The 15,875-nt window shown below is 71.5% G+C and carries 20 protein-coding genes; 12 read left to right on the forward strand and 8 right to left on the reverse strand.

From position 1 onward, the window contains the following. Window positions 1–98: 98 nt before the first annotated feature. The 4 genes from ACLQ2N_RS27685 (at window position 99) to ACLQ2N_RS27700 (ending at window position 2,260) form a co-directional block, all read left to right on the forward strand. Window positions 99–332 carry a hypothetical protein gene (locus ACLQ2N_RS27685; protein WP_425817010.1) on the forward strand — a complete coding sequence of 78 codons (234 nt, stop codon included), beginning with the start codon at window positions 99–101 and terminating at the stop codon, window positions 330–332. After that, on the forward strand, window positions 329–991 hold the full coding sequence (locus tag ACLQ2N_RS27690; RefSeq protein ID WP_425817012.1) for a pilus assembly protein TadG-related protein: 663 nt from the start codon (window positions 329–331) through the stop codon (window positions 989–991). The genes ACLQ2N_RS27685 and ACLQ2N_RS27690 overlap by 4 nt, the downstream gene beginning before the upstream one ends. A 130-nt stretch (window positions 992–1,121) precedes the next feature. Then, window positions 1,122–1,610 carry a hypothetical protein gene (locus ACLQ2N_RS27695; RefSeq protein ID WP_425817014.1) on the forward strand — a complete coding sequence of 163 codons (489 nt, stop codon included), beginning with the start codon at window positions 1,122–1,124 and terminating at the stop codon, window positions 1,608–1,610. A 44-nt stretch (window positions 1,611–1,654) separates the two neighbouring features. Next, window positions 1,655–2,260, forward strand: coding sequence for an OmpA family protein (locus tag ACLQ2N_RS27700; protein WP_425817016.1), 606 nt, complete (start codon window positions 1,655–1,657; stop codon window positions 2,258–2,260). 50 nt (window positions 2,261–2,310) lie between these two features. On the opposite strand, the gene ACLQ2N_RS27705 is transcribed toward ACLQ2N_RS27700, so the two are convergent. Both ACLQ2N_RS27705 and ACLQ2N_RS27710 read right to left on the reverse strand, forming a co-directional pair. Next, window positions 2,311–3,963: an FG-GAP repeat domain-containing protein gene (locus ACLQ2N_RS27705; RefSeq protein ID WP_425817018.1), complete on the reverse strand. Its 1,653-nt coding sequence runs from the start codon at window positions 3,961–3,963 to the stop codon at window positions 2,311–2,313. 126 nt (window positions 3,964–4,089) lie between these two features. Next, entirely contained in the window at window positions 4,090–5,733 is a 1,644-nt protein-coding gene (locus ACLQ2N_RS27710; protein WP_425817020.1) for a TlrC/CarA/OleB/SrmB family ABC-F type ribosomal protection protein, read from the reverse strand. A gap of 569 nt (window positions 5,734–6,302) precedes the next feature. Here ACLQ2N_RS27710 and ACLQ2N_RS27715 point away from each other — a divergent pair. Beyond that, window positions 6,303–6,992, forward strand: a complete 690-nt coding sequence (locus tag ACLQ2N_RS27715) for a hypothetical protein (protein WP_425817022.1) — start codon at window positions 6,303–6,305, stop codon at window positions 6,990–6,992. 26 nt (window positions 6,993–7,018) lie between these two features. Here the strand turns inward: ACLQ2N_RS27715 and ACLQ2N_RS27720 are convergent, their stop codons facing one another. Both ACLQ2N_RS27720 and ACLQ2N_RS27725 read right to left on the reverse strand, forming a co-directional pair. After that, a complete protein-coding gene (locus ACLQ2N_RS27720) occupies window positions 7,019–7,210 on the reverse strand; it encodes a hypothetical protein (protein ID WP_425817024.1) in 192 nt (63 codons plus the stop codon). An 11-nt stretch (window positions 7,211–7,221) separates the two neighbouring features. After that, window positions 7,222–8,073: a DUF5753 domain-containing protein gene (locus tag ACLQ2N_RS27725; RefSeq protein WP_425817026.1), complete on the reverse strand. Its 852-nt coding sequence runs from the start codon at window positions 8,071–8,073 to the stop codon at window positions 7,222–7,224. A 266-nt stretch (window positions 8,074–8,339) separates the two neighbouring features. Here ACLQ2N_RS27725 and ACLQ2N_RS27730 point away from each other — a divergent pair, with 266 nt between their 5' ends. Then, on the forward strand, window positions 8,340–8,858 hold the full coding sequence (locus ACLQ2N_RS27730) for an ATP-binding protein (RefSeq protein WP_425817028.1): 519 nt from the start codon (window positions 8,340–8,342) through the stop codon (window positions 8,856–8,858). A 68-nt stretch (window positions 8,859–8,926) separates the two neighbouring features. On the opposite strand, the gene ACLQ2N_RS27735 is transcribed toward ACLQ2N_RS27730, so the two are convergent. Next, the gene (locus tag ACLQ2N_RS27735; RefSeq protein WP_425817029.1) at window positions 8,927–9,355 is read right to left on the reverse strand and encodes a hypothetical protein; all 429 of its coding nucleotides are present in this window, start codon (window positions 9,353–9,355) and stop codon (window positions 8,927–8,929) included. Between the two features lie 171 nt (window positions 9,356–9,526). On the opposite strand from ACLQ2N_RS27735, the gene ACLQ2N_RS27740 reads away from it, so the two are divergent. Continuing rightward, complete coding sequence (locus ACLQ2N_RS27740) at window positions 9,527–10,438, forward strand: YihY/virulence factor BrkB family protein (RefSeq protein WP_425817031.1); 912 nt, start codon at window positions 9,527–9,529, stop codon at window positions 10,436–10,438. On the opposite strand, the gene ACLQ2N_RS27745 is transcribed toward ACLQ2N_RS27740, so the two are convergent. Further along, entirely contained in the window at window positions 10,435–10,938 is a 504-nt protein-coding gene (locus tag ACLQ2N_RS27745; RefSeq protein ID WP_425817033.1) for a DinB family protein, read from the reverse strand. The genes ACLQ2N_RS27740 and ACLQ2N_RS27745 overlap by 4 nt on opposite strands. A 41-nt stretch (window positions 10,939–10,979) precedes the next feature. Continuing rightward, window positions 10,980–11,576, reverse strand: coding sequence for a GNAT family N-acetyltransferase (locus ACLQ2N_RS27750; RefSeq protein ID WP_425817035.1), 597 nt, complete (start codon window positions 11,574–11,576; stop codon window positions 10,980–10,982). Window positions 11,577–11,808: 232 nt separating this feature from the next. On the opposite strand from ACLQ2N_RS27750, the gene ACLQ2N_RS27755 reads away from it, so the two are divergent. Continuing rightward, on the forward strand, window positions 11,809–12,402 hold the full coding sequence (locus tag ACLQ2N_RS27755) for a hypothetical protein (RefSeq protein WP_425817037.1): 594 nt from the start codon (window positions 11,809–11,811) through the stop codon (window positions 12,400–12,402). Window positions 12,403–12,420: 18 nt separating this feature from the next. Here the strand turns inward: ACLQ2N_RS27755 and ACLQ2N_RS27760 are convergent, their stop codons facing one another. Further along, entirely contained in the window at window positions 12,421–12,792 is a 372-nt protein-coding gene (locus ACLQ2N_RS27760) for a DUF192 domain-containing protein (RefSeq protein ID WP_425817039.1), read from the reverse strand. 97 nt (window positions 12,793–12,889) lie between these two features. Between ACLQ2N_RS27760 and ACLQ2N_RS27765 the strand changes: the two genes are divergently transcribed. The 4 genes from ACLQ2N_RS27765 to ACLQ2N_RS27780 all read left to right on the forward strand — a co-directional run bounded on the left by ACLQ2N_RS27765 (window position 12,890) and on the right by ACLQ2N_RS27780 (window position 15,792). Further along, window positions 12,890–13,702 (forward strand): prepilin peptidase, encoded by an 813-nt coding sequence (locus ACLQ2N_RS27765; protein ID WP_425817041.1) that lies wholly within the window; start codon window positions 12,890–12,892, stop codon window positions 13,700–13,702. Between the two features lie 93 nt (window positions 13,703–13,795). After that, on the forward strand, window positions 13,796–14,596 hold the full coding sequence (locus ACLQ2N_RS27770; RefSeq protein WP_425817043.1) for a class I SAM-dependent methyltransferase: 801 nt from the start codon (window positions 13,796–13,798) through the stop codon (window positions 14,594–14,596). A 67-nt stretch (window positions 14,597–14,663) separates the two neighbouring features. Next, the gene (locus ACLQ2N_RS27775; RefSeq protein ID WP_425817045.1) at window positions 14,664–15,122 is read left to right on the forward strand and encodes a hypothetical protein; all 459 of its coding nucleotides are present in this window, start codon (window positions 14,664–14,666) and stop codon (window positions 15,120–15,122) included. A gap of 58 nt (window positions 15,123–15,180) precedes the next feature. Continuing rightward, a complete protein-coding gene (locus tag ACLQ2N_RS27780) occupies window positions 15,181–15,792 on the forward strand; it encodes a hypothetical protein (RefSeq protein ID WP_425817047.1) in 612 nt (203 codons plus the stop codon). The last annotated feature ends 83 nt before the right edge of the window (window positions 15,793–15,875 follow it).

The following is a 15,875-nucleotide window of genomic DNA, read 5'->3' on the forward strand; positions in this document are numbered from 1 at the left end:
GAGGGCCACTGCACCGACGTACGTTGCCCGCAGCACGCGGACCTATGGACCAACGTCGACCGATTCCCGGTCGGTCGAACCCGGAGGGGGACATCGCCATGAAGAACATCGCGCTCAAGGCGGCGGTGCGGACGCAGACTTATGTGAACCACTGGGCGAGCACCACTGTGGACCGCATGAAGCGCCGGAAGGACGCGGGGCAGGGGGCGATCGAGTACGTCGGCATCACGATTCTGGTGGTGGCGATCGTGATCGCTCTGATCAACACCAAGATGGGCACCACCATCGGAAACAAGTTCAAGGAAAAGATCAATAAGGTCTTGGGCAAGTGACACCGAAAGTCTGCGAGGACTCGGGGCAGGCCGCACCGCTGTACATTACAGCGGTGGTGGGCCTGCTCTTCCTCGGCTTGATCTTCTTAGCATTCGGTGAAGCCGACATTCAGCGAAATGGTGCGCAGAGTGCAGCCGATGCGGCAGCGCTGGCGGCGGCCAAGGAATCGCGCAGCCTGCTCGAAACCGACCTGAAGGCGCATCTCGCGGACCCCGATTACTTGGTATCGGTGTTCAGCCCGTCGTTCCTGGGGGGGCCGGACAACGCCTGCGGGAGGGCGTCCTCGTTTGCTGCGCGGAACAAGGCGAGCATCGTCGGTTGCCAGCCACTGGCCGACGGCAGATGGGGCTACGAGGTCCGCCTGCAGTCCAAGAAGGGCATGAGCACGGACATCGTGCCGGGCACCGAGGGCAAGAAGGCGGAAGCCGTGGCCGTGGCCGTGGTCGAACCCCGCTGCACGTTCAGCCCGGAGCCGGCCAACACCCCGGAGCCGACGAGCTCTCCGGACACGGACGTAGATCCGGATCCGGAGGCGACGACCACGCCAGTCGGCAAGGTCCGCTGTGACGGGGGCCTGGACTGGGTGGTGGACTCCGAAGACCTGACGCTCATGCCTGAGATGGCCGACCTCTTCTCCGTGCGCCTGACCGAGAACTGACCACGAATGACGTAAAGGATTCCGAATGAATTTCCGGCAGGTGGGGAAAGTATGCCGGGCTGGGGCAGTCGCACTCCTGGCCTCGTCTCTGCTGTTCTCAGTGGCAGCTTGCGGTGGCGACGACAAGGGAGTGGACAACGAGCCCGCGGCCTCGTCCGATGCAGGCAAGGGGCAGGGCAAGCAGGGTGCACAGAGCGAAACGCTTCCCGATCGCAGCAAGACACTCGCGACCCTAAAGAACGACAAGGGTGTCCAGATGATCGTGTACTCGGCCAAGCGGGACAGCGGCGGATTCCTGACCGTTAGCGGCGACTTCAAGAACACCGGCGGAGAAGGGTTCACCACACCTCTCGAATGGAGCGGGCAGGAGGAAGCGGTCACCGATACGGGTCCTTCGCTGGCCGGTATGACGCTGGTGGACTCGGTCGGCAAGAAGCGGTACTACGTCCTGCGGGACACCGACAACCGGCCGCTCACCACGAGTAACTACACGTCGAGCATCGACCCAGGGCAGAGCCTGAATTTCTTCGCCCAGTTTCCGTCCCCGCCCAGCACCACGAACAAGGTGGATCTTCAGTTCCCGGGGTTCCCGAACGCGACGATTGAGATCACCGGATGAGTGCCGACATCGACGCCGCGAAGGGGACGAGAACACGTGTCGTCATGACCGCGTTCGCAGTGGCGCTGGCGTTCGGGGCAATCGAAGCCACACAGGCGGTCGCCGATGACAGTCCCTACCCGTCCGCATCGGCCGAGCCACCGGTAGAGGTCGACTCCAACGATTCCGACCTGAAGCTCCCGGATGGCGCCACCCTCGCCCCGCCCAAAGTCCTCGACATCAAGTCCGTCATCGAGGACCTCGGCGGCGAGGAGCGCCGCGAGGACACCAACGCCGACATCAAGTTCGCCCTCCAGGCGGAGGTGCTCTTCGGCAAGGACAGCGCGAAGCTCAGCGGTGAGGCCAAGGGGCGGATCAACGCCATCGCGGAGGAGATCAAGCGGCAGGACGCCAAGAAGGTCAGGGTGTTCGGGTTCACTGACGACCTCGGCTCGTCCGAGCACGGTGACGTGCTGTCCAAAAAGCGCGCCGAGGCCGTCCACAACGTGCTGGACGAGGCGCTCGGCGGCTCCGGGATCACGTTCGAGATCCGGGGCTACGGCGAGGACTACCCGATCGCGAGCAACGACGACGAGGAGGGCCGCCGGAAGAACCGCCGCGTGGAGGTCTCCTTCCAGCGCGGCGAGACCGGGACCGGCTCGCAGAGCTGACCCGCACCGCGCGGCGGCGGCCCGCACCAGGGCCGCCGCCGCGCGGGGGATCAGTACAGGGCCTTGTACTTGTTGAAGTCGGAGTCGATCAGTACGCGCTTGCTCAGCTCGCCCGTCCCGGTCGACGCGTAGCGGTACAGGTCGCCGTAGCCGTTGACCCCGACCAGGCCCGTTCTGCCGTCCCCGTTGAGGTTGTCCACGGCGGCGAACTTGTTGTAGATGTCGAAGCCTGAGCCGATCTTGACGCGCGCCTTCAGCGGTGCGGACGCCTTCCCCGTGCCCTCGTACAGGTACAGCGTGCCGTCCTTGGCGATCGCCACCACGTCCGCCCGGCCGTCACCGGTGAGGTCCCCGGCGCCGACGATGAAGCGGTAGGTGCCGTAGCCGTAGCCCACCTTGACCTTCGCCGCGAACGCGGTGCCCTGGCCGTTCCCCTGGTACAGGAACAGGTCGCCCTTGGAGTCGCGGGCGAGGAGGTCGCCCGCGCCGTCACCGCTCAGGTCGCCCGGGCCGACGATGTCGTCGTAGCCGCCCCATCCGGCACTGATCTTCTTGTACCCGAGGTACAGCTCGTCGTCCTCGACCCGGAGGACGTCGGATTTCCCGTCGCCGTCGAGGGAGGAGGCGTTCCGCACGAGGCCGTCGCGGGAGTTGTACGGACTCTCACTCGCCCCGTAGAGCTCGCCGTTGTTCAGGGATTCGTACACATACCCGAAGCCCTCGGGATCGGCGGCTATGACGTTGCGCTTGCCGGAGTCCGGGTTACCGCCCGCCCCGGCGAACAGGGACGCCTTCTGCCACCCCGGCTTTCCGGTGATCCTCGCCTGTACCCGGCCGTCGCCCAGGGAGTGGTAGATGTACGTGTCACCGTTCGTCTTGCGGCCCATGAGGTCGCCGCGACCATCGCCGTTGACGTCATCGAGACCCACGAGCTGGTTGTACGTGTCGTACCCGTAACCGATCTTGAACGGTGCCTCGAAGGGCTCCGACGGGTCCCCGGTGCCCTCGTGGAAATAGAGATCACCGGCGGGCGTCCGGGTGACGACGTCGCCGATGCCGTCGTCGGTGGCGTCATTCATGCCGACGATCTGGTCGTACGCCTGCCAGCCCGAGGCCACCTTGACGCCGGGCTCGAAGGGCTGGCCCTCGATGCGCCCGGTGGAGACGTAGAGATAGAGGTCGCCGGAGGGTGTGCGCGCGATCAGGTCGTTGTGACCGTCACCGGTCAGGTCGCCGGACGCGACGACCTTGTTGTACTTCTGCCAGCCGTTGCCGGACCAGGTGGGAGGACCGGCGTTCCTGTCCGGACTGAAGCAGGTGCGCAGCGTGAGTGTCCCGGACGCCGTCAGGGTGAGGACCTCGGGCTCACCATCGCCCTGCAGGTCGCCTGGCGTGATGACGTCCTTGTAAACGACGTAGTTGGCCGGATCGTCCTCGTTGTTGAGCACGAAGCGGTAGTCCTGCGTCCTCCCGCCCGGCGACAGATACAGATAGCCCTTCCGGTCCTGGTAGAGGATGTTGTCGCTGGAGATGTTGCGCGGCGTCGAGCCGACGGCCTTCGGCGCGTCGGCGCCCTTCGCGTCGTCGGCCGAGGCCGGGGCCGCCAGCAGCATGCCGGCGGAGAGGACGAGCGCGGTGCAGGCCGCGATCCGGCTCGCGCGTTTCGCGTGCGCGCGGCCGGATTTCAGTGAAGACAGGTGCAAAGCCCCCCCAGGGGTGGATTGTCTGTGATCCGGCTGTCCATGAGTCGGCCGGTGTTCATATGACCGACACCAACCCTCCTCGGAGGGGGCGGATTTCAGTCATCAAACCAGCGAGTTATCGGCCAATCAGGCCGCTTCCGTACGTTCCACCGCCCGTCCCTCGTCCAGTTCCAGCCGCCTCCCGCGGAAGCGCTCCCGCAGCCGCCGGTCGTGCGTGACGACGACCACCGCACCCCCGAACCCGGCCAAAGCGCCCTCCAGCTCCTCCACCAGCGCCGGGGAGAGGTGGTTCGTCGGCTCGTCGAGCAGCAGCAGATCGACGGGTTCGCCGACCAGGCGGGCCAGTTCAATCCGGCGCCGCTGCCCATAGGAGAGCTCGCCGACCCGCAGGCGCAGGTCCGCCGGGCCGAACAGGCCCAGCGACAGCAGGTGTTCCGTGTGCGCGTCGAGGTCACCGCCGCGCCCGTGGGCGTAAGCCTCCGGGAGCGTCAGGCCGGCCGGCCACGGCGTCTCCTCCTGGCGCAGGTGCCCGACCCGCCCCCACGTCCGCACGGTCCCGGCGTCGGGTTGCAGCTCACCCGCGAGCACCCGCATCAGCGTCGACTTGCCGGCCCCGTTCGCCCCCGTGACCAGCAGGCGTTCCGCGCCCCCGATCCGCAGCGCGGGCACGGAGAGGCGGCGCCCGACGCGGACCCCGGCCAGCTCCGCCGCGACCGGCGGAGCGGACGCCTGGGCGGCGGTCACCCGGGCGGCGAACACCAGCGGATCCGGCGGCGGCGCGACCGGCCGCTCCGTGAGCCGTTCGACGCGCTCCTTCGCGTTGCGGATGCGGACCATCGCCCCGTGCCCCCGCCCCCGCGCCCGGAACCCTCCGTGCCCGAACACGCTGAGCGGCACCTTGCGCGGGATCGCCGCCAGCCGGGCCACGTTGGACGCGGCGAGCTCCCGGTTACGGGTCAGCTCGTCGCGCCAGTCCTCGTACTCCCGCAGTCGGCGCCGGCGATCGGCGGCCTTCGCGGCGAGGTAGCCCTCGTAGCCGTCCCCGTACCGCGTCACCCGGCCCTCGCCGACCTCCAGGATCGTCGTGGTGACCCGTTCCAGGAACACCCGGTCGTGCGTCACCGCGAGCACGGTGCCCCGGTGCGCCCGCAGGTGGTTCTCCAGCCAGTCCACGGCCCGGTCGTCCAGGTCGTTGGTCGGCTCGTCGAGCAGCAGCAGCTCCGGCCGGGAAGCCAGCGTCCCCGCCAGCGCCAGCCGCGACCGCTCGCCGCCCGACAGCGTGGACAGCGGCCGGTCCCGGTCCAGGCCGGGCAGCCCGAGACCGTGCAGGGCGATGTCCACCCGCGCGTCGGCCTCGTAACCGGCCCGCGCCTCGTACCGCGCGACGAGCCCCGCGTACGCCTCCAGCGCGGCGGTCAGCTCCGCCCCGGCCAGGCCCGCGAGCCCGGCCTCGGCCCGGCGCATCCGGGCCTCCAGCTCCCGCAGCCCGGCGAGCGCCGCGTCCACGGCGTCCTGGACGGTCGCCCCGGCGGGCAGGGTGAGCGACTGCGCGAGGTAGCCCGTGCCGCCGGGTGCGACGACGGTCAGCGCCCCGTTGTCGGGCCGGTCGAGCCCGGCGATCAGCCGGAGCAGCGTGGACTTGCCGGCCCCGTTGTCGCCGATGATGCCCGCCCGCTCCCCGGGCCTGACGGTGAAGGTGACGTCGTCCAGCACGACGCGGTCGTCGTAGCGGCGGGTGACGTTCTGAAGTGTGAGTTGTCCGGTGTGCATGGGAAAGCCCCCTGTTCTCGGCCCGGGCCGATCGGCGCGCGGTGGTCGGGGCGCGTCCGCGCACGCCGACGGCACACCGGGGCCGCGTACCGGAAGGGCAGGCGTCACGGAGCCGCTGAGGCGTGAGAGTGCGGATGCGCAGGAGAATGCGCTACTGCGGAGCCGAGCTCAACGCAGGCGCAGGGGGAGTATCACAGAGAACCCATGCAGACCAAGGTAGGTGGGGGTCGGGGCGTCCGCAAGCGGTTTTCAGTCGCTCGGTGATCGACCGCGACGGGGACTCCCCGAGGCACCGCGTCCCACTGCGCAACGCGAGCCCTCCGGCCCTGGGGACCGACTTCGGCCGTTCACCGGGAAACGGCCTGAGCGCTGGTACTTCTGAGGCAGCATCGCGGAGCAACGATGTATCGGCGGTATCGGAAGGGCCTGTTGTGGAGCGCACGAGCGAGAAGTGGACCAGTGGACGCTTAGCGGTAGTCGGCCTGCTTTTGGCCGGCGTGGTCGCTCTGGTCACCCACGCCCTGGACACGAGAGGAGATGGCGTACCGATCGTGGCCGTACGGAGCGGGATGAGTCCCAGCCCTACATCTCTCTCACCGTCTCCGGAACAGACTCCGCCCTCGGCGTCCCGGGCCGAGGGGTACTCACCGCCGGACGAATGGACCGAGCCGGAACGGTGGGCGCTGCTCCCGCACGGGCAGCGGACCGACAAGCACGGCAGCGTGGTCGGCTTCCCGCACACCGTCGAGGGCGGAGTGGCCATGGCGGTCGCCGCCAACACCACGGTGATCGAAGGGGGTACGAACATCTTCGACGAGCAAATGCGGCTCTACGACTCGTACGTCGTGCCGGAGGACCACGCCCCGGTGGCGGTCGAGCACATCAAGGCGGTCACCGAAAAGCCCGATCGCCGGTTCGAGAAGGAGACGGGCGCGCCGGCAGGCGGACCCTTGCCTGCCGGCGCGTACATGCGGAACCACGTCATCGGCTACAAGATCATCGAGGCCAAGGGCGATGAGATCTCTCTTTGGGTGCTGGCCCGGGCCACACAGAAGAACGGTGAACTGGCGAAGGAGTCCGGCAGTTACACGCGTACTCTGATCGGTGTCCAGTGGCATGACGGTGATTGGAAGCTGAGTCCGGAAGCGACCGCCCGCGCATTGTCGGGGACGAGGGCGCAGGAGAAGCCGCCGATCGTGGCGCCGGGCGACTCCGTGTTCAACACGGCTGGGTGGACCGCGCTCCGTGAGGCGTCCTGAGGTGTCGGCGGGGCCGTCCTCGGCCGCTACAACAGGTGGTCCGCCTTGCCGGCCTTGATGTCCCGGATCATCTGTGCGAGTGCCTCGCGGCTGTCGGTGAGGACATGGTCCTCGGCCCCGGCGACGGCGATGTAGCCGTTGCCCTCGGAGTCCGTGCCCAGGCGGAAACAATTGTTTCCTTCCCCGCAGAAGGCGTCTTCCCAGTCGATCGCCGGCATGTGGTACGTCCTCACAGTTGGTTCGAGATGGCCTGAATGAAGTCCCGCGAGCCGGTGGAGTCCAGAGATGCGGCCTCCAGCCAGTCCAAGTGGGCCCGGTACTTCGTCAACTGCCCCTCAGCATGCATGAATTCCGGGCCGTGCGCGGAGTCGAGCTGAACGGTGTCCAGTTGAGGAACGGCGCCGTGGGCGTAGAGAAGGGCGTGACCGGCGCCGGGGAACGCGCCCCGGCTGACCGGGATGACGCGGATGTCGATGTGCTCTTGCTCGGACATCTCGCAGAGGTGGCGGAGCTGGAGCTTTGCGGCCTGCGTGCCTCCGAACTCCATGCGGAGAGCCGCCTCGTGCACGTAGCCCACATACGGCGTGGGGGGACGGCGGTCGAGCACCCGCTGCCGGTCCATCCGGTGGGCCACCCGCAGCTCGACCTCCAACGGGGAAAGCTTCGGAAGTACGGCACCGAAGACCGCGCGGGCGTAGTCGTCCGTGTGAAGGAGGCCGGGCAGGTGGACGGTCTGAGCCGTACGGATGCAGGTGGCATGCCATTCGAGCTCGGCGATGTCGAGCAGGCCCGAGGGGAGCTGGCCCCGGTACTTCTCCCACCAGCCGGGCTCGCCCGGTTCCGCCATCTGTACCAGGGCATCGACGTACGTGCCGTCCGCGCAGGCGTAGTTGCAGGCGAGGGTGCGGATGCGGGCGGGAGTGACAGGGCGGACGCCGACCTCCATGTTGGAGATCTTCGTACGGTCGATGCCCAGCAGCCCCGCGGCGTACGTGGTGGTCGCCTCTGCGGCGACTCGCATCTTCCGCAACTCGGCACCCAGCCGCTTCTGCCGCTCTGTGGGAGTGGAACTGCTCGGCATGGAGCCCTTCTTCCGCCGACGATGGGGACAGTCTGTCCCGGCCGGGGTGGCGCAGTCCAGAACAGGTGGAGGCAATTGCCTCGAACGTGACGGCACGCGTGCCAAGTCGCGCTACATTCGGTAGCGCACCGCTCACGCACGGCGAACCGAAGTGCATCGCGTGGTCCTGCCCTCAGCCTCCTTCCCTGGGAGGGGCGGGCCCGCGTCAGGGAGACAGGCCACCGTTCGTCCGCGTACCCACTGCACCGTCCGTCAGGGAGTCAGCCATGCACGTCTCGCCGCCCACCGCGCTCTGCCCGGCCGCCACAGGCAGCCGGCCGACGTACCCGTACGCCCCGTCCACGCAGGGCCCGCCGCCCCGTCTCCGCACCAAGGGGCGCACCGGGAGCGGGCTCGGCCTGAGCTTCACGCTCCCCGGTGGCCCCCGCAGCGCGCCCATCGCCCGTACGGCGACGGCCGTCGCGCTGAAGACGCATGGGCTCACCGCGTACGTATGGCCGGTGTCCCACGCCGTGAACGAACTCGTCGCGGTCACCGCGAGGCTGAGCCCCGGGCGAGAGCTGTACGTATCCCTCCGGCACCGCGAGGACGCCGTCCGCCTCCTCGTCTGGGACCAGCACCCGCACCATGTCGAACCGGACACGGCCGCGCTCTGCGAGGTCCGGCGCCGAAGGGCGCTCTGGCTGCTCGCGGCGGTCGTCGACGACTGGGGTGGGGAGTGGGGGGTGTGCGAGGCGCCCCAGCCCATGCGTGGCTCCAAGTCATGGGTCACGCTGCCGCGCTGAGCCCTGCCCCGCCGCTCACAGTGCCGGGGGGCTTGCCAGCCGGCCGGGCGTCCCGGGCGAGGGCGTCGTCACCGCCCAGGCGTGCCCCGGCCGTCCGGCGCGGTCACCGCTCCGTCCGGGCCCGCCGCCAGCTCCCCCATGAGGTCAGGGTCGCGCATCCCGGGCAGCTCGTACCCCTTGGCCTCGTCCCACTCGATGTCCAGATCGTCCAGGTGCACATGCCAGCCGGCGTCCGGCAGGGCCCGGCGCAACTCCGTGACCGAGTCCAGCACATGGGCGACCACCGGCAGCAGCCGGCCGGGGTCGAGCGGCATCTTGGTGGAGCCGTCGAGGACGGTCCCCGGCTCCGCCGCCCGGGGGGCGTACACGTACAGGCTCTCCTCGTCCTCGTACGGGAACGACGCCTGGCGCGCGGTGACGACACGGGTGACGGCGGCCGACTCCGACCCGGTCAGCGGGGTCGCGCGGCGCGCGGTGTAGTAGAGGGAGACGCTCATGGGGGGAGCGTACGGGCGGGGTACGACAACGAGGGCCGAAGGCCCCTCCCGGTGCGGAACCGGGTGTACCGGGCGGGAACACGAGCAGAAGAGGAGAGGCGGGGAGCGGGCTCGGCTCCGTACCCCCGACGCCGCCCCGTCCACACCGTTCACGCCCCCGGAGCCGCAACCGTGTCCAGCCAGTCCAGCGGTACCGCCGCCGGGGCCCCGCCCCACCCGCACAGATCCGCGCAGACCGTCCCCGGAAGGGCCCGGCGCTGGCCGCTCGCGCTGCGCAGCACGCCCGTCTCGCTGTGGAACGACGACATATCGGACTGGGCCGCGGCCCTCACGTACTACGCGATCCTCGCCCTGCTGCCCGCTCTGCTGGTGACCGTGTCCGTCATCGGACTCGCCAGCCCCGGCGCCACCGGGGCACTGATCGCCGACATCACCGCCTTCGCGCCCGCCGAGGCCGCCACCGCGCTGCGCGAGCCGCTGGAGGCCGCCACCCAGCAGCGCACCGCCGTCTGGCTGCTCGTCGCGACCGGGTCCGTCAGCGCGCTGTGGTCCGCCTCCAGCTATCTCGCGGTGTTCCGGCGGGCGCTGCACGCCATGCACGGGGTACGCGACACCCGGCCGGCGCTGCGCCAGGCGCACATCATCGTGGCCTGGGCGGTCGGGCTGCTCCTGCTGATGATGGCCAGCGCGTTCGCCCTCGTGCTCACCGGGCCGCTGGCGCGATGGGCGGGGCACCGGCTGGGCGTGACCCACGTGGGGGACGCGGTGTGGGCGGTGCTGAAATGGCCCCTGCTGCTGTGCCTGGTGGCCGGGCTGATCACGGTCCTCTTCCGCACCGGACCGGAGCCGGCCCGCCGAGCCCGTCAGGCCCTGCCCGGCGGGATGCTCGCGGCGCTGCTGTGGCTGGCCGCGTCGGCGGGGTTCGCGCTGTACGCCACGTACATCGGCTCCTACAGCCGGCTGTACGGCTCCCTCGCGGGGCTCGTGGTGTTCCTGATCTGGGTGTGGTTCACCAACCTGGCGCTCCTGTCCGGGGCCCAGTTCAACGTCGAGCTGGCCCGGGCCCGGCAAGACACTTCCTAGTCCCCCGTCGTCCCGTCCACGATCTCGCGGATGATGTCGATGTGGCCGTTGTGACGGGCCGTCTCCTCGACGAGATGCAGCAGGATCCAGCGCAGATCGGGATGCAGGCCGCTCGAGCGCGTCCGCTGGGCCCGCGTGTCCAGGTCGTGGGCCGCGACCAGCTCCCGGTAGCGGGCGCACTGCTCCTCGTACTCGCGCAGCACATCGGCGAGCGGCATGTCGACGGCGATCCGCATCTCGCGGTCCGGGTCCTCGTCCGTCCACGGGCCCTCGTCCTCGCCGCCGAGGAAGACGACCTCGAACCAGTAGTACTCGACCCAGCGCAGATGGTTGACCACCCCCGCGAGCGTCATCAGCGGGGAGCCGGGCAGGGGCGCCCGCACGGCGTCCTCCTGCGAGAGCCCTTCGCACTTGGCCACCGCGGTGGCGCGGGTGTAGTCGAGGAAGGTGGTCAGCTGGGTGCGCTCGTCCCATGCGGGAGGCGTGTCGGTGCGTGTCATCGCCGCACAGCTTTCCGGGGCGGTACGGGGTTGTCCACCGCTTACACGTCGACGCGCGGGGCCGGTTCCCGCGACGCCGGATGCCTGGGCCCGAGGAACACGGCGATGTCCGGGCGCCCCGCGGGGCCGGGCACCCGGCGCCAGCCGAGCCGCAGGTAGAGGCGGACCGCGGGCCCGGCGTCCGCCGAGGTCAGCAGCCAGCAGCGGCCCTCGGGCGCGGACGCGGTGACGGACTCCAGGAGCGCGGCCGCCAGACCGGTCCCGCGGGCACGCGGGCTGAGCGCGAGTTCGTCCACCTCCAGGGCGCCGACGAGCCAGGCCGCCGTCCGCTCAGGGCCCAGGACCGAGGCGACGGCCGCGTAACCCCGGTCGGACGGGAAGGGGGAGGCGGTGGTCCAGGCCGTGGCGAACCCCACCACCGAGGCGGCGTCCGGGTCCTCCGGGGCACCGCTCAGCGCGAGGGCGGCCCTGAATCCGGGGCGGGCGGCGTCCTCCGCCAGGCGGTGGACATAGCCGTCGGCCAGAGACGGGTCCTCGTGCCACGGCGGACCCGCGAACGCCTCCGCGTAGGTCCGCCGTATGCCGTCCTGCCACGCCGGCAGCGCCTCGGCGCCTACCGGTCGGACCCACATGGCCATGCCGCGACTCCCCGCTGTCCCCGCCCTGCGGACCGGCCGGCCCGTCCGGCGAGTCTACGAGCCGGGCCCGGCGCACCCCGCCGTCCCCGGACCGGGGCCGATGGACCCGAGCCCCGGACCAGGGGGTGCCCGTACGCTCGGATACCGACCACCCGCCGGCCCCCACGCCGCCGCCCCGCGCGGTGCCCCGGGCGGGGCGGGCAGCCACCACGAGTACCGAGGTGACGCGCCGATGAGTGACGGTTTCTTCTGCTCGTACCACCTGTGCTGGAGCCGCCCCGACGCCGAGTCGCTGCTCGGCGGCCTGGAGGCGGCCGGTGTGCGGGCGGACCACCCGGTCACCCGGCGCATCACCCTGATCAGCCCCGGCACCGACTCCTCCGGTACGCAGTCCTGGGTGAGCCGGGACCAACTCGTGCTGCTGACCGGGCTGCAACGCCTGGACCGGGTCGACTTCCTGCTCTGGCTGCCCGGCGGCGAGGAGATACGGGCCAGGATCAGCCGGGGCGACGACGGCACGGTGGAGCTGCGCTTCGGCCTCGGCCCGCTGGACCGCGACGCCGGGGAACGGGTGGTCCGCGCGGTGCGCGAGGCGGTCGGGCGGGCATCGCTGCTCTGCGTCGGCTTCGTGCTCGACCGCGAGGGCGCGTCGGCGGACACCGACTGGGCGGGCTTCATCGTCAGGGGGTCGGTGTACTTCGACTGCTGGCCGGACACGCTCGCGGTGCTGCCCGAAGTGGCCGCCGTCCAGCCGCAGCTGTCGGGCGTGCACTCCTTCCGGCAGTCGCCCTGGGTCGTCTACGGCAGCGACGTGCCCGGCAGGTAGACCGCAGGGGCTCCGGGGCTACGGGGACTGCTCGACCCGGACCTGCACACCCGGCCGCAGCCCCCACGCCGCCATCGCGCCCGCCTCCGCCTCGATCACATGCCGGCCGCGCGGCCGGGGCAGGCCGAGCCGCCCCGGCTTCATGGTGTGGACCGCCAGCACGTTGAACGTCCGGTCCAGGTAGGCCACATCGATGGTGAACCGCATCCGGAAGGAGTGCACGCTCCCGCACGGCGTGATCATCAGCGCCCCGTCGACCCCGTCCCGCCCGAGCAGCCCGCGTGCCCGGTGCCGGTAGGACGCCGCGATCCGCAGCGGCACCCGGGTCTCGGTCACCCCGTCCCGGTCCGTGATCGTCAGCGTCCCCGCGCCATCGCGCCATCGAGCCATGGCCCGACGTTAGCGCCGCCGGTCCGCCGCCGGGCCCGAATCCACCGGCACAACCCCCGCCCGGCCCGCGCCGATTAGGATCGCCGAGGTGTACGCCATGCTGACAGGGGTCGCCGCACTCTGGGGCGCCGCGACCGGGCTCCTGGTCCCGCGCGCCGCCTACCGGTTCTCCGTCCCGCCCGGCGAACCGTGGCGGGACGCCTGCCCGGCGGGCCACCCCCTCACCGGCCCCGCCCGCGCCTGGCTGGGCACGGCACGCTGCGGCGGCTGCGCGCAGGGGGCGGTCGCGGAGGTGCGGACGGGCGCCCCCGGCGCCGCACCGCCCGGGGACACGCCCCCGCCCGGGGACACGTCCCCGCCCACCCCCCGTTACGCCCCCCACCGCCTCGCCCCCGTCGTCAGCGCGCTCGCCTGCGCCGCCCTCGCCTGGGCCACCGGGACGCGCCCCGAACTGGCGGCCTGGCTGCTGCTCGCCCCGGTCGCCGTGCTCCTCGCGAGCATCGACCACCGCGTGCACCGGCTGCCGGACGGGCTGACCCTGCCGGCCGCCGGAGCCGCCGCCGTACTCCTGGGCCTGGCCGCACTGCTGCCGGAACACGCGGGCTCCTGGCTCTCCGCCCTCCTCGGCGGGCTCGTCCTGGGCGCGTTCTACCTCCTGCTCTTCCTCATCAACCCGTCCGGCATGGGCTTCGGCGACGTCAAACTCGCCCTCTCCCTGGGCACGGTCCTCGGCTGGTACGGCTGGGCCGTCGTCTTCGCGGGCGGCTTCGCGGGTTTCCTGTTCGGCGCGGTGTACGGGGCGGCGCTCGTCGCGCTGCGTCGCGCGGGCCGCAGGACGGGCATCCCGTTCGGCCCCTTCATGATCGCGGGGGCGTTCCTGGGCCTGCTGTTCGGGGGACTGGCCGCCTGACGCCGGCGGGCTCAGCGCGTCCGGCCCGGCCGGCGCCCCTGCCCACCCGTAATGCGGTCGCGGGCGGCCCGGCGCGGCTGGGACGATGGCTCCATGACCGCAACGCCCGACGCCACCCCGCCCACGCCCGGCGAAGCCGCCCGGTTCGACGCTCTCGTCGCGGAGGCGGACAGCGTCTCCGTCGACGGCTGGGACTTCTCCTGGCTCGACGGGCGGGCCACCGAGCAGCGGCCCTCCTGGGGGTACGCGCGGGCCATGGGGGAGCGGATGGGGCGGGCGCGGGCCGCGCTCGACATCCAGACGGGCGGGGGAGAGGTGCTGGCCGCCGTGCCGGAGCTGCCGCCGCTCGCCGTCGCCACCGAGTCCTGGCCGCCGAACGTCGCGCGGGCGACCGCGCTGCTGCACCCGCGCGGGGTGGCCGTCGTCGCGGACGAGGACGAGCCGCCGCTGCCGTTCGGGGACGGGGCCTTCGACCTGGTGGTCAGCCGGCATCCGGTCACCACGTGGTGGCAGGAGATCGCCCGGGTGCTGGCGCCCGGCGGCACGTACTTCTCGCAACAGGTGGGCCCCGCCAGCGTCTTCGAGCTCGTCGAGTACTTCCTCGGGCCGCAGCCCCCACAGGTGCGCGGCGCGCGTGACCCGGAGCGGGCGCGGGCCGACGCCGAGGCGGCCGGGCTCGACGTCGTGGACCTGCGGGCGGAGCGGCTGCGCACCGAGTTCTACGACATCGGGGCCGTCGTCTACTTCCTGCGCAAGGTGATCTGGATGGTGCCCGGCTTCACCGTCGAGCGGTACCGGCCGCAACTCGCCGCGCTGCACCACCGGCTGGAGACCGAGGGCCCGTTCGTCGCCCACACCACCCGCTTCCTGATCGAGGCCCGCAAGCCCGCGTGAGACCGGCGCCCCCGGACGGCCCGAAGGATGGCACTCTGGTCGCGAGCGCTCGCGGAAGGAGCAGGCCATGGACCTCGGCACCGACGGGGACGCCGCGCACGGCCCGCGCCGGGGCGGCGCCGAGTGGCTCAAGGGGGCCAGGATCGTCGGCGTGCTCGGGATCTTCTACCGCCCCGAGGGCCGGATGGGTGAGCCGGAGGCCGTCTCGTTCGTGCTGGACGACGGCCAGTCGGTCCGCCTGACCTGCGCCTCGGACGGCACCCTGCACGTGGGCGCCGGCACCTGGCCGCAGCTGCCCGACTGGTGTGTGCCCGCCGCGCAGTGGGAGTTCGCCGCGCTGGCCGGGCTGCCGGAGGCTCCGGAGGGCGGCTGGACGGTGCTGAGTACGGACGAACGCCGGGACGAGCGGGGCGAGGTCCACGAGGCCGTGATCCGCTGCGAGGGCGGCCGCTTCGTGGTCGTCGGCGGGGACACCGTGGGCGTCCGCTTCACCCGGGGGCACCGGGGCGCGGCGGCCGCGACGTAACGGCGCGGGGACCAACTCCCGCCGCCACACGCCGGGTTCCCGTTCCATACTCGTACCCATGACCTCCGCGATACGTACGGCCCCGCTCCGCGCCGGCGCCACCGTGCTCCTGACCGCCTCCGCGCTCACCGGCTGCGGCCACATCCTGGCCACCCCCGGCGACGCGGCGCCACCCCCGGCCTCCGCCGTCTCCGTCCCCACGGGTCCGAGCGCCGCGCCGAGCACCGAGCCGAGCGCCGAACAGGGCACGGCGCCGAGCACCGAGCAGGGCACCGCGCCGAGCGCTCCCCAGGGCGCCCCGCAGGGCGGCGACGCCAACCCGCACTACGCCGAGAACCACGCCTTCCAGTCCACCCTCGACCTGTCCGAGGCGGACCGCGCCCGGGGCGAGGCGGAGGTGAAGCGGGTGAAGCAGGGGCTCGCCGCGCTCGCGGAGGGGCAGAAGTCCACCGAGGACTCGGTCTTCCAGGCGCTCCACGCCCTCGGATACCCCGACGGATCGGTCACCACGAGCACCTTCGGCACGCACCGCACCTCCTTCACCGTGTCCCTCGGGACCCTCTGCGTGGACGGCTCGCTGGACGGCATGGTCAACGGACTCGTCAACGCGGAGGCACACGGTCGCTACATGGAGGGAACGGGCTGTGTGAAGCCCCGGGGCGGCCACTGACGAGCGGAATGTGGACATCCTGTGGACGTCTCGGGCGTGTTCCCGGTGTTCGTCCCGGGCCGGGCGATGTCCTCGCAGGTCAG

The sequence above is a fragment of the Streptomyces sp. DT224 genome, from assembly GCF_049844595.1.
Classification (GTDB): domain Bacteria; phylum Actinomycetota; class Actinomycetes; order Streptomycetales; family Streptomycetaceae; genus Streptomyces.